The organism is Flavobacterium eburneipallidum (assembly GCF_027111355.2).
In the GTDB taxonomy this organism is placed as follows: domain Bacteria; phylum Bacteroidota; class Bacteroidia; order Flavobacteriales; family Flavobacteriaceae; genus Flavobacterium; species Flavobacterium eburneipallidum.
In genome coordinates, this window is the sequence record NZ_CP114291.2 from 1,207,319 (window position 1) to 1,219,750 (window position 12,432).

Sequence of the window (12,432 nt, forward strand, 5' to 3'; positions counted from 1 at the left end):
AGATAAGTTTAGTTTTGTTGTGAAATAGTCAATGCTATTTGTAATAGCTTGATAATTGTTTGTTAAAATAGCTTTTAGTGTAAAAAAAAACGTAAAATTAAACAAACACCTTTGCAGATACGTCATTGGTCGAAATTATATTTTAGTAACGATTTATAGTGATAAATTTAACAAACAATTAACCCTAGGGCTGGTTGAAAAGAAAACAAATTAATAATTCAAAAACCAAATTATGATTCAAAATGTATTAAAACTACTGTTTGTATTTTGCTTGTTCGGATTTCAAAACGTTCAGGCTCAAACTACAGTGAAGGGAACAGTTACAGATGCCAAAAGCGGTTTTCCACTGCCGGGAGTAAACATCGTTGTTAAGGGGACAACAAATGGTGCATCATCAGACATGGATGGTAAGTATAGTGTTAATGTTCCTAATCAATCGGCAATTTTGGTCTTTTCCTTTATAGGATCAGTTTCAAAAGAAGTTGTAGTAGGGAGTTCGACTACTATAGATGTATCACTAACTGAAGATGCTCAACAATTAGAAGAAGTTGTGGTAACAGCTTTGGGTATCAAAAGAGAGAAAAAAGCAATTACCTATTCGGCACAAAATGTTGATGTAGATGAAATTTCTCAAGCAAGATCATTAAACGTTGCTAACTCACTTTCGGGAAAAGTGGCGGGTCTTAATTTTTCTACTACTTCAAATGGTGTAGGAAGTTCATCCAGAATTACTTTAAGAGGAAATAGATCTCTTAATGGTAATAACCAACCTTTGTATGTGATAGATGGTGTGCCAATTAGTAACGGAACTACAACTGGTAATCCTGATATTGATACAGGAGGAACTACTCAACCAGATGGTATCTCTAATATTAATCCTGAAGATATTGCTTCGATGACAGTTCTTAAAGGACCTTCTGCAGCAGCTCTTTATGGAAACAGAGCAAGTAATGGGGTTATTATTATTACCACTAAATCTGGAAAAGCGGGAAAAACTTCTGTTTCATTGTCTTCAAACTTTATGGCTTCTTCAGCTTACAATTTGACCAATTTTCAAAATGAATACGGACAAGGAGATCAAGGAGTTTACAATCCTATTTCTGTATCAAGTTGGGGAGGAAGGTTAGATGGAAGTCAAGTTTCGGCATGGCAATTAGCTCGTAATCCTAATTATGCTGGTCCAGCAACTACTAGCTATTCGGCACAGCCAGATAATGTTATTGATTTTTATAAAACAGGTTATAATTTAGCTAATACTTTAACTGTTACTACAGGAAATGAAAAAGCACAAGGCTATTTTTCTTATACCAATACTCAAGCAGAGGGTATTGTAAAAGGCAATGATTTAGACAGACATAATCTAAATTTAAGATTGACAAGTAAATTATCGGATAAGTTTTCATTGGATGTAAAAACGAATTACATCATTCAGAATATTGATAATTTACTTCGAACAGGGGAAGAGTCTATTGGAACTTCGGCTTATTTATTGCCTCGTAGTATTAAATTTAATGAGTACAGAGATTTTGAATATACTGATGCTGCAGGACAATTACAACAAAACTACTTTATAGACGAAACTGGATCTCCAGGAGGAAACCCTTATTGGTCAGCTTTGCGTAATGATTCTCGTGAAGACAAAAGAAATAGATTTATTGGTCTTGCCTCTCTTAAATATGATATTACAAGTGCTTTAAGTTTACAAGTTAGAGCAGGTTTAGATCAAATGACTAATACTGCTGTAAGAAACAGATATGCAACCAGAGCATTTAATAACAATTTAGGTTCTTATTCTGAATCGTATGAAAAAGTAAGCGAGTTTAATACAGATGCGTTACTTTCATACAAACAAACATTTGGTGACTTTTCAGTAGGACTTAACGCTGGTGCTAATATGTTAAAACAATCTAGTTCAGGATTAAATTCGGGTGGTATTTTAAGTAAAAGAAACTATTTTTCTTTGATTAATGTAGCAACTATTGGATCCAATTCTACAGCATCAGAAAAACAAGTGAATTCAGTTTATGGATTTTCTCAAATAGGTTTCAAAAATTATTTATTCTTGGATGTAACTGCTAGAAATGACTGGTCTTCTGCATTGCCATCGCAAAATAGATCTTTCTTTTATCCTTCATTTGGTCTTTCTGCGGTAATCTCTGATATGGTTACTTTACCTGAAGCTATTAGTTTTGCTAAAGTTAGAGCTTCTTATGCAAAAGTCGGTAATGATACTGATCCTTATCAAACAAGTTCTCAATTATCATACATTGGTGGTAACGGAGGTATGTTGTACTCTCAAACTACAGCTGCAAATCCTAACCTAAAACCAGAGATGTCTAGTTCTTCAGAGTTTGGTGCAGATGTTAAATTTTTGAAAAATCGTTTAGGATTAGAATTTACGTATTTTCAAACCAAAACTTCAGATCAAATCTTTTACATCAATACTCCTGAATCTTCTTCAAAATCAAGAGCGGTGTTAAACGGAGGTGATATCGAAAATAAAGGTGTTGAACTTACGCTTACTGCTACTCCTATTCAAACAGAAGACTTTAGCTGGGATATTATGGCCAATTATGCTTCTTATAAATCTAAAATTACTTCAATCTATGATAATAGAGAGGAATTGGTTATTGGAGAAGGAAGATTAGTTAGAAGTAAAGTAATTAAAGGAGGCGAATATGGTGATTTATACATAAAAGGATTTCAAAGAACAGCTGATGGTCAGATTATTGTAAATGCAGCTGGTATTCCTTTGGCAACAGATGATTTTAGTGTTCGTGCTGGTAACTTTAACCCAGATTGGACTGCGGGTTTAAAAAATAATTTCACCTACAAAAATTTTAATTTAAGCTTCCTAGTTGATTTTAGAATTGGAGGAGAAGTAATTTCATACACTCAAGCAAGACAAGCAGGTTTAGGTGTAAGTGACATTACTTTGGCAGGAAGAGAAGGTGGAATTATTGTGGATGGTGTTGTAGCAAGTGGATCTACTTTTGTTCCAAATACAACAAGTATTACTGCAGAACAATATTGGACAGCTATTGGACAAAGAACTCCAGTTGCAGAACCTTTTATTTATGATGCAACAAACATTAGATTGAGAGAACTTGTTTTTGGATATTCATTACCAAAACAGTTGTTAAAAAGCACCGGTTTATCAAGTATTGATTTCTCTGTAGTAGGTAGAAATTTATTCTTCTTCTTAAACGAAGCAAAATATTTTGATCCAGAAGCAGGATCAGGTACAGGAAATTTACAAGGTATCGAATCTTTCAATATTCCTTCAACAAGAGAGTATGGTGTTAATGTAAGATTTGGATTTTAATTAAAAATAAAGAGAGATAATATGAAAAATTATAAAATTAAATCAATAGGAGTTGTCATGTCTATGCTCGCTGTTTTTTCAAGCTGTACACAAGACTTTGACGAAATAAATACAAATAAAAATACGCTTACTGAAGAGCAATTAGATCAAACTCTTGCAGGTCCAGCTTTTGCATCAGCCTTATATGCTGGGATACATCACGGTTCTTATTCTTCTCCTGGAGTAGATGATCAGGGAACATGGGGTATTGCAACAGGTATTTTACCATCAACTTTTACGCATTACTTAAGTTGTGGTTATGGTACTGAAAGAAATGCTTTTGTAAACGGTTATGAAGGACGTGGATGGTTGCGATTCTATACCGTTGCTGTACCAGCTCTAAACAATGCTTTCAAAGCATCTGAAGGTAACGCTGAAGCTACAGCTGTCTTAAAAATCTGGAAAGTATATATGTACAATCAAATGACAGATGCTTATGGACCTATTCCTTACACAGAAGCTGGTAATAACAAAGAAAAAGTACCTTATGATAGTGTAGAATCTATTTACACAGACTTTTTTAAATTATTAGATGAAGCGAACACTGTTTTAAGTGCTACTACATCAACTACAGTAGGAACGCTTCAGCCTAATGATAGAATCTATTCTGGAAATGTACAAAACTGGAGAAGATTTGGAAACAGTTTAAAACTGCGTTTGGCATTAAGAATTTCAGACATTGATGCAGCAAAAGCAAAAACTCAAGCAGAAGCAGCAATTGCAGCAGGTGTTATAGAAACGAATGAGCAAAGTGCTACTTTTAAAGTGAGTAATATTACTCCAAACAATTTAAACATGATTGTAAATTCTTGGGGATACTTAATGACAGCTTCTATGGAAAGTTTGCTTGTTGGATATAATGATCCTAGATTGGCTAAATGGTTCGCACCAATTAATCCTACAGCGGCACCTGCAGCTCAAATTTACAGAGGCAGACCAGTTGGAGGTTTACAAGGTCAGTTTGGAACAACCACATTCTCCATGTTTAATAACGATGTATTAGGAAGTGGTTCAAACGGAAGTCTTAGTGAAACTAAAAATATTGAGGTATTAATGGCTTCTGAAAATTATTTGAGTAGAGCCGAAGGTGCCTTAAATGGATGGAGTATGGGTGGTACAGCAAGAAGTTTGTACGAAGAAGGGATTCGATTGTCAATGACACAATGGGGAATTACAGATACCAATGCCATTGCTAATTACATTGCAGGAAATACTTTACCATCTATTCCAAATGCAGCAACACTGTATCCAAATATAGGATTACAAACTGTTCCAGTTACTGTTCCAGTGGCTTGGCAACCTTCTGTAGCAACTCAACGTACGCAAATTGCAGTTCAAAAATATTTAGCTGTTTTTCCTGAATCTTGGGAAGCATGGGCTGATTTGCGAAGAAGTGATGCTAAAGTAATTTATCCAGTAATTAACACGGATAACAATGAAGCTGGAGTTGGCAAAACCTTGATGAAACGTGTAATCTTTGTTACCAATGAATATTCTGCAAACAGAGATGCTGTTACCGATGCCATCGCTAAACTTAAAGGACCTGATTCAGGAGGTACAAGACTTTGGTGGGATACTAAATAAATTGAATTAAATAAAACGAGATTCGTTACTTAAGAGATTAAAAGGAGAGTCAACTCTCCTTTTGTCTTTTATACCATTAAAATTTAGAATTGTAATCACTTGATTATCATTCTATAAAAGGTTAAATATGTTATTAGAAATTTGTGCCTCGTCTTATCAATCGGCAATTAATGCGCAAACTGCAGGAGCTCACAGAATAGAATTGTGTTCTGAATTAGCGGTTGGAGGAGTAACTCCTTCTTATGGATTACTTAAAAATGTGTTAGCAACTGTAACTATTCCTGTCAATGTGTTGATACGACCACGAAGCGGCAATTTTACTTATTCTGAAGAAGAATTTGCTATTATGAAAAAGGATATTCAACTGTGTAAAGAATTAGGTTGTAACGGAATTGTGTCTGGTGTGTTAAATCCTGATAACACTATTGATATTGCAAGAACACAGGAGTTAATTGAATGGTCAAAACCATTGGAATTTACTTTTCACCGAGCTTTTGATTGGGTTGAAAATTCATTTGAAGCCATAGAACAATTAATGGCAATTGGAGCAACGAGAGTGTTGACTTCAGGAAAAAAACAGACCGCTCTTGAAGGGATGAAACTTTTGAAAGTGTTGAAAGAAAGAGCAAAAAATAAGATTATCATTCTTCCGGGAGGAGGAATCAATAAAAAGAATGCCTTCTTATTTAAAAATAAGAAATTTAAAGAAATTCATTGTTCAGCATCTGTAATAAGCTATCAAAACACGGATGAAAAGCTGTCCATGAACAATCAAAAATTATTTAACGATCGTATTATTGTTCATTCGGATACTGATACAATTAAAGCTATTTTGGATAGTATAAGTTAAATAATTAGCTGCTTTTAATTAGAAAATAAAGATTTGAAAAATATATAAGAAAACAATTGAAATTATTAAAAAATAAATGAATACTTATGGAAATTAGTATAGCATCTTCTAAAACAAAAAACACTACGTTAATTCCAATTATAATTATAGCTGGGCTATTTTTTATATTTGGATTTGTAACCTGGATTAATGGAGCTTTAATTCCGTTTATGAAAACCATAAACGAATTGACATCAGCGCAATCTCTTTTGGTTGCTTCGGCTTCTTATATTTCTTTTGTGGTGATGGCATTGCCCGCTTCTTATATTTTATCAAAAATTGGATATAAAAAAGGAATGTCATTGGGTTTATTTATAATGGGCTTAGGCGCTTTGGTTTTTATACCCGCTGCCGAGGCAAGAACCTATTGGATGTTTTTGACTGGAATATTTATTCAGGGTGCAGGGATGACTTTATTGCAAACAGCATCCAACCCTTATATTACTATTCTTGGGCCTATTGATAGTGCTGCAAAACGCATTTCCATTATGGGAATTGCCAATAAAGTGGCAGGAGCTTTAGGTTCGCTTATTTTTGGAGCATTACTTTTATCAGGTATTGATGAAATTAAAGAAAAACTAAATGTCGTGAGTGCTGCGGAAAAAGCAGAATTGTTAAACACCATGGCTGATAGTGTTGTAACACCTTATGTGATAATGGCTTTGGTTTTATTTATTTTGGGAATACTAATTCGAAAAGCACCATTGCCAGATGTAGAAGCGGAACCAATTGAAGAACCAAAAGACGGCAGCACCACTAAAACGAGTATTTTTCAATTCCCGCATTTGTGGCTTGGAGTATTAACTCTTTTTATGTACGTAGGTGTTGAGGTTATTGCTGGTGATACTATTATTGCTTACGGAATTTCATTAGGTATTCCAGTTGCTGATGCCAAATTTTTTACCACATTCACTTTGATGGCTATGGTTGCTACTTATGCTCTGGGTGCTTTCTTAATTCCTAAATACATTACGCAAACTTTGGCTTTAAAATTAAGTGCTATTTTAGGAATCGTATTGTCGTTTTGTATTGTTTTTAGCGATGGATTTACTTCCGTATTATTTGTAGCAGCATTGGGTATGGCTAATGCTTTGGTTTGGCCTGCGGTATGGCCTTTAACTTTAAAAGGTTTGGGAAAATTTACTAAAACCGCTTCGGCCTTATTGATTATGGCTATTTCTGGTGGTGCCATCATTCCACCTTTATACGGAAATTTAGTCGATGCCAATAAAGCCGATTACATCGCTCAGGGAATGAATGAAGCCCTAGCTACTGCAACCGCTTCAACTAAAGGATATTGGATTTTATTGCCTTGTTATCTTGTGATTTTATATTATGCAATAGCAGGACATAAGTTGGGCTTAAGTAAAAAATAAATTAACAGTTAAAAGTTACAATGATTTTTAAATTCAAATATTCCATCTTTTTAATGCTTTTGGTTTGTGTTGCCTGTACTTCGGTAAAGCAGTTGCCAAAAGTGTATTCGATCAACAATACTTTTATAACAACGCAGCCTATTACAACTAACAGTCATGCTGTTACGTTGGTTGAAGTAAAACCAAATGAAATTATGGCTGCCTGGTTTGGAGGGAAATACGAAGGTGCCAAAGATGTTGGGATTTATTTTTCTAAATACAAAAATAAGAAATGGTCTGCTCCACAAAATTTGGTTCCGCCCTATATCCAAAAAGGAGATACTTTGCCTTGTTGGAATCCCGTTTTATTTAAAAGCAAAAGCGAAAAATTATACTTGTTTTATAAAATTGGAAAAAATCCAAGGGAATGGTTTGGAGCAATGATAGTATCGGTTGATGATGGAGCAACATGGAGTGTTCCAAAATTGCTCCCAAAAGGTATTCTTGGCCCTATAAAAAACAAGCCAATAGAGCTAACTACCGGAGTAATTTTATGCGGAAGTAGTACCGAAAGCGTTGCAAATAATGAATGGAGAGCTCATGTAGAAACCTATGGTGAGGCTACTGAAAAGTGGACAAAAATTGCCATCGAAAACAAGCAGCATTTTGATATTATCCAACCCACATTTTTAGTGCATTCGGATAAAAAAGTACAAATGCTATTTAGGAGCAAACACAATAAATTGATAACGAGTTGGTCAGAAGATTATGGAAATAGCTGGAAAAATACCGATAGCATTGATGTTGTAAATTCTAATTCAGGTGTTGATGCGGTTACTTTATCTAAAAAATCGTTTTTATTGGTTAACAATCCATTAAAACAAGGAAAAGATTGGTTTAATGGACGCAACGTTTTGGATGTAGAGCATTCGAAAGATGGAATTCATTGGCAGAAATTATTCGATTTGGAATACCAGCCTGAAGGCGAGTTCAGCTATCCGGCAATTATCCAAACTTTAGATGGAGAAATTCATGTTTTATATACTTATAATCGAAAGTATATCAAGCATGTTCGCTTTAAAACAGCAAAATAAAAAAGCAATTGTAGTTATAAAAAAATAAATGATGAAAAAATATTGTCTGGCATTAGATTTAAAAGACGAACCTAATTTAATTGAAGAATACAAAGCTTTTCACCAAAACGTATGGTCTGAAATTATTGAAAGTATAAAAGAATCAGGAATTAGAAATCTGGAGATTTATACTATTCAAGATAGATTGTTTATGATTATCGAAGCAGAGGCTCATTTTTCTTTCGAAGAAAAAGCAAAATTAGATGCAACAAATCCAAAAGTTCAAGAGTGGGAAGAATTAATGTGGCGATTTCAAAAAGCACTTCCGGGAGCTCAGCCTGGCGAGAAATGGCTTTTGATGGATAAAATTTTTGAACTCAAGTAATTTGAGTTTTTATTAAAAAGAGAAATAATGGTGTTTTTAAAAAAATCAAAATTCAAGTTTTTTTTCATGATTTCGCTATGCTTTACCGTTAGTGTTGCAGCTCAAAATAGCCGTTTGGGAAAAACATTTTACAAACACGATAAATATCTTTCATCAGATAAAATGCAAGGGCGATTTCCCGGGACGAAAGGTAATAATGAGGCAGCAGCTTACATTAGAAAGTATTTTCAGAAATATGGTCTGGAAAAATTTAATGGTAATTATTATCAGCCTTTTCAATTGTTTGTAAAAGAAGGAATCAATAAAATGAAATCGGATACTGTTACAACTCAAAATGTTGTGGGCTATATTGAAGGTTCAGATGAAAAACTAAAAAAGGAATTTATAGTAATAGGAGCGCATTATGATCATTGGGGATGGGGAGGAATTGCTTCTGGCAGCAAAAAAAAGGATACAATGGCAATCCACAATGGAGCCGATGATAATGCTTCTGGTGTAGCTGCTTTACTATGTATTTTAGAGAAAGTTTCCAAGTCTAAAGTAAAATCTAAAAGGAGTATTATTTTTGTTTCCTTTAGTGGGGAAGAAGAAGGTTTGTTGGGATCCAAATATTTTGTAAATCACTTACCAATACCAAAAGAATCAGTCAAAGTAATGCTCAATATGGACATGGTAGGCAGATTGAATGCCGAAAAACAAATTTATATGGGTGGTGCTGGAACTTTTCCTGATGGTGTTGAATTGATGAAACAACTAGGTGAAAAAAGTGGACTGAATCCTGTTATTCATGCAGGCGAAGTAGGTGGTTCGGATCATGTATCGTTTTACAAATCTTCCATTTCTGCTATAGGATTTCATACAGGCGGACATCTACAATACCATACTCCGGAAGATGATATTGAATTGATTAATTTTAGAGGCGGAGCTTTGGTTTCTCAATATATTTATAATGCTCTAATTTCAATTGCAAATTATGCGCAACCATTGGTTTTTATCAATCGGGATTAAAAGTTCATGAAAAGCGAAGTTTCCTTTTTTGTCAAGATTTTCGAAACAAAAAACCAATAAAAAACCCTTAAACAATTGATGTTTAAGGGTTTGTTTTTGTAGCGAAGACGGGAGTTGAACCCGTGACCTCAGGGTTATGAATCCTGCGCTCTAACCGACTGAGCTACCTCGCCAAGACTGCATTTAGGATGTGTTCCTCATTGCGAGTGCAAATATAAAAATTATATTAGAGCTTACAAGCATATTAGTAAGAAAAAAAAATATTTTTCAAAAGGCTTTTTTATTGGCTTTATATTCTATACTTTTCCAAAAAAAATAATTTTTTAGACATGGAAGTTAAAACACGTTACGAAATAGAGTTTCCAATTAACTCATCACCACAATTGTTGTATCAATATATTTCAACTCCTTCGGGATTGTCAGAATGGTTTGCTGATAATGTAAACTCTAGAGGAGAATTTTTTACTTTCATTTGGAATGATTCCGAAGAAAAAGCCAGATTGGCTTCTAAAAAATCAGGTGAAAAAGTTAAATTCAAATGGGTTGATGCCAATAATAAAGATAGCGAGTACTTTTTTGAATTACATATTTTAGTGGACGAAATTACAAAAGATGTTTCCTTGATGGTAATAGACTTTGCGGTCGATGACGAGTTAAGCGAAGCCAAATTGCTGTGGGAAAATCAGATTTCTGATTTGAAACATGTTATTGGATCAGTTTAGTAAAATTCTATTTTATAGTTTATATTTGCCCTGAATTTAATTCAGGGTTTTTTATGATTAATTTTAATGGTTCTCTACTTCCTCAAGACGCAAATATATTGACACAAAATCGTGCTTTTCTATATGGTGATGCCGTTTTTGAAACTGTCAAAATAGTAAATTCTAAAATTCTTTTTTTAGAAGATCATTATTTCAGACTCATGTCGTCTATGCGTGTGATTCGAATGGAAATCCCTATGAATTTTACCATGGAATATCTGGAAGAGCAAATTCTTATATTAGCGAAGGCTAAAAACACAGATATTTCGGCACGTGCTCGAATTACTGTTTATCGAAATGATGGAGGATATTATTTGCCACAAACTAACGATGTGTCTTTTTTGATACATGTAGAAACTTTGGATAACACCTTGTATTCCATTCCTTCATCAGAGTATGTGGTAGATTTATATACTGATTTTTATGTAACCAGACAGTTGCTTTCTTCTATTAAAACAACCAATAAATTAATCAATATCACAGGAAGTATTTTTGCTAAAGAAAATGGTTTAGATAATTGTTTGTTGCTTAACGATACTAAAAATGTGATCGAAGCTTTACAGGGTAATCTATTTATGTTGAAAGGAAATACACTTATAACACCTCCAGTTGCCGAAGGTTGTTTGAACGGAGTAATGAGAAAGCAAATTTTAACTTTGGCTCGAAAAATAGAAAATTTAGAAGTTCTGGAAGAAGCAATTTCACCTTTTGATCTTCAAAAATCGGATGAATTGTTTATTACCAACGTGATTAAAGGAATTCAGCCTATTACAAAATACCGTAAAAAAGAGTTTTCAACGAATATATCTAATGTTTTAGTGCAAAAACTAAATGAGTTTATCAGCAGCAATTAATTAGAGGAAGGATTTTCGGGTGTGTTAGACCATATTAGATAATCGCCTCCCAATTCCATAATTTGTTCTTTCCAAAAATGAGAATGCGATTTTCCGATTATTTTATTTTCATAAGTATTCTTGGTTATAATCCACGAATTATCCTCGGTTTCCATTTGCAATTGGTTTTCGTCCCAACCAGTATAACCTAAAAAGAAACGAATATTATTTTTGGTTATTTTTCCGTTGTTGATGAGTGTCTTGGTAATTTCATATTCGCCTCCCCAATAAATACCGTCCGAAATTTCTACACTATTGGGAATTAAATCTGGAATATTGTGAATGAAGTAAAGATTATCCTGTTCTACTGGCCCACCGTTATATATTTTGAAACTAGCTTTTATTTCGGGAACCAAATCTTGGATGGTATATTTTAAAGGCTTGTTGATGATGAAGCCCACAGAGCCACTTTCGTTGTGATCTGCTAGTAAAATCACCGATCTGTTAAATGATAAATCTCCAATTAGTAAAGGCTCTGCAATGAGTAGATTTCCTTTCTTTATTTTTTCTGAAATCATTCGATTTTATTTTGAATTAAATTTAACAAAAAAAAAGTTTCGATGCCAAAAAAAATCGACAAAATGTAAAAAAAAACTCCTTAAGGAAAAAAATACTTGCTGATGATGGAATTAATATTGTTTTGTTCCGTTGTAGAAGCAATTTTTTGAGAATTAAATCTATCGTGAAAAAAAAATAATTCAAAAAAAAACCTCCCGAAAGGAAGGTTTGATATTTATTTAAAAGAGGCTTAAATTAGTTTACAGCTCCTTCTAATTCAGCTCCTGCTTTGAATTTTACTACGTTTTTAGCAGCGATTTGAATAGTTTTTCCTGTTTGAGGATTTCTACCGTCTCTTGCAGCTCTAGCAGATACAGACCAAGATCCGAAACCTACTAAAGATACTCTTCCACCTTTTTTCAAAGTGCTACCTACGTTTCCTAAAAATGATTCTAAAGCTAATTTTGCAGCAGCTTTTGTAATTCCTGCGTCTGCAGCGATAGCGTCGATTAATTCTGATTTGTTCATAATGTTATGTTATTAAATGTTGGTTAAAAAATCGTTGTTAATAATAACAAATTTAGTAGGATTTACATCCCTTACAAGTCTTTTGTTTAATTTT

11 protein-coding genes and 1 tRNA gene are annotated in these 12,432 nt (G+C 33.7%); 9 read left to right on the top strand and 3 right to left on the bottom strand.

Features of this window, described 5'->3' with window-relative positions; genetic code table 11:
- Positions 1-232 precede the first annotated feature (232 nt).
- The 7 genes from OZP15_RS04930 to OZP15_RS04960 all read left to right on the top strand — a co-directional run bounded on the left by OZP15_RS04930 (position 233) and on the right by OZP15_RS04960 (position 9,658).
- Entirely contained in the window at positions 233-3,325 is a 3,093-nt protein-coding gene (locus tag OZP15_RS04930) for a SusC/RagA family TonB-linked outer membrane protein (RefSeq protein WP_281337182.1), read from the top strand.
- Positions 3,326-3,346: 21 nt separating this feature from the next.
- Positions 3,347-4,948, top strand: a complete 1,602-nt coding sequence (locus OZP15_RS04935; RefSeq protein ID WP_281337183.1) for a SusD/RagB family nutrient-binding outer membrane lipoprotein — start codon at positions 3,347-3,349, stop codon at positions 4,946-4,948.
- 127 nt (positions 4,949-5,075) lie between these two features.
- Positions 5,076-5,798, top strand: a complete 723-nt coding sequence (locus tag OZP15_RS04940) for a copper homeostasis protein CutC (protein ID WP_269227392.1) — start codon at positions 5,076-5,078, stop codon at positions 5,796-5,798.
- Between the two features lie 86 nt (positions 5,799-5,884).
- Positions 5,885-7,213: a sugar MFS transporter gene (locus OZP15_RS04945; protein WP_281337184.1), complete on the top strand. Its 1,329-nt coding sequence runs from the start codon at positions 5,885-5,887 to the stop codon at positions 7,211-7,213.
- Between the two features lie 20 nt (positions 7,214-7,233).
- Entirely contained in the window at positions 7,234-8,286 is a 1,053-nt protein-coding gene (locus tag OZP15_RS04950) for a sialidase family protein (protein WP_281337185.1), read from the top strand.
- A 31-nt stretch (positions 8,287-8,317) separates the two neighbouring features.
- Entirely contained in the window at positions 8,318-8,650 is a 333-nt protein-coding gene (locus OZP15_RS04955) for an L-rhamnose mutarotase (RefSeq protein WP_269227873.1), read from the top strand.
- A 66-nt stretch (positions 8,651-8,716) separates the two neighbouring features.
- Positions 8,717-9,658 (top strand): M20/M25/M40 family metallo-hydrolase, encoded by a 942-nt coding sequence (locus OZP15_RS04960; RefSeq protein WP_269227395.1) that lies wholly within the window; start codon positions 8,717-8,719, stop codon positions 9,656-9,658.
- 99 nt (positions 9,659-9,757) lie between these two features.
- Here OZP15_RS04960 and OZP15_RS04965 read toward each other — a convergent pair.
- Positions 9,758-9,831 (bottom strand) — tRNA-Met (locus OZP15_RS04965).
- Positions 9,832-9,987: 156 nt separating this feature from the next.
- On the opposite strand from OZP15_RS04965, the gene OZP15_RS04970 reads away from it, so the two are divergent.
- Both OZP15_RS04970 and OZP15_RS04975 read left to right on the top strand, forming a co-directional pair.
- Positions 9,988-10,380, top strand: coding sequence for an START-like domain-containing protein (locus OZP15_RS04970; RefSeq protein ID WP_269227396.1), 393 nt, complete (start codon positions 9,988-9,990; stop codon positions 10,378-10,380).
- Positions 10,381-10,433: 53 nt separating this feature from the next.
- The gene (locus OZP15_RS04975; RefSeq protein ID WP_281337186.1) at positions 10,434-11,273 is read left to right on the top strand and encodes an aminotransferase class IV; all 840 of its coding nucleotides are present in this window, start codon (positions 10,434-10,436) and stop codon (positions 11,271-11,273) included.
- Here OZP15_RS04975 and OZP15_RS04980 read toward each other — a convergent pair.
- Both OZP15_RS04980 and OZP15_RS04985 read right to left on the bottom strand, forming a co-directional pair.
- Positions 11,270-11,830: a YqgE/AlgH family protein gene (locus OZP15_RS04980; protein ID WP_281337187.1), complete on the bottom strand. Its 561-nt coding sequence runs from the start codon at positions 11,828-11,830 to the stop codon at positions 11,270-11,272. The two genes, OZP15_RS04975 and OZP15_RS04980, sit on opposite strands and share 4 nt — an antisense overlap.
- A gap of 235 nt (positions 11,831-12,065) precedes the next feature.
- Positions 12,066-12,338, bottom strand: a complete 273-nt coding sequence (locus OZP15_RS04985) for an HU family DNA-binding protein (protein ID WP_143390282.1) — start codon at positions 12,336-12,338, stop codon at positions 12,066-12,068.
- Positions 12,339-12,432: the final 94 nt, after the last annotated feature.

What these genes read in the sequence shown, in the direction of transcription:
- OZP15_RS04930 (WP_281337182.1), top strand. Translation starts at nt 233, where the DNA reads ATGATTCAAAATGTATTAAAACTACTGTTTGTATTTTGCTTGTTCGGA.
- OZP15_RS04935 (WP_281337183.1), top strand. Translation starts at nt 3,347, where the DNA reads ATGAAAAATTATAAAATTAAATCAATAGGAGTTGTCATGTCTATGCTC.
- OZP15_RS04940 (WP_269227392.1), top strand. Translation starts at nt 5,076, where the DNA reads ATGTTATTAGAAATTTGTGCCTCGTCTTATCAATCGGCAATTAATGCG.
- OZP15_RS04945 (WP_281337184.1), top strand. Translation starts at nt 5,885, where the DNA reads ATGGAAATTAGTATAGCATCTTCTAAAACAAAAAACACTACGTTAATT.
- OZP15_RS04950 (WP_281337185.1), top strand. Translation starts at nt 7,234, where the DNA reads ATGATTTTTAAATTCAAATATTCCATCTTTTTAATGCTTTTGGTTTGT.
- OZP15_RS04955 (WP_269227873.1), top strand. Translation starts at nt 8,318, where the DNA reads ATGAAAAAATATTGTCTGGCATTAGATTTAAAAGACGAACCTAATTTA.
- OZP15_RS04960 (WP_269227395.1), top strand. Translation starts at nt 8,717, where the DNA reads ATGATTTCGCTATGCTTTACCGTTAGTGTTGCAGCTCAAAATAGCCGT.
- OZP15_RS04970 (WP_269227396.1), top strand. Translation starts at nt 9,988, where the DNA reads ATGGAAGTTAAAACACGTTACGAAATAGAGTTTCCAATTAACTCATCA.
- OZP15_RS04975 (WP_281337186.1), top strand. Translation starts at nt 10,434, where the DNA reads ATGATTAATTTTAATGGTTCTCTACTTCCTCAAGACGCAAATATATTG.
- OZP15_RS04980 (WP_281337187.1), bottom strand. Translation starts at nt 11,830, where the DNA reads ATGATTTCAGAAAAAATAAAGAAAGGAAATCTACTCATTGCAGAGCCT.
- OZP15_RS04985 (WP_143390282.1), bottom strand. Translation starts at nt 12,338, where the DNA reads ATGAACAAATCAGAATTAATCGACGCTATCGCTGCAGACGCAGGAATT.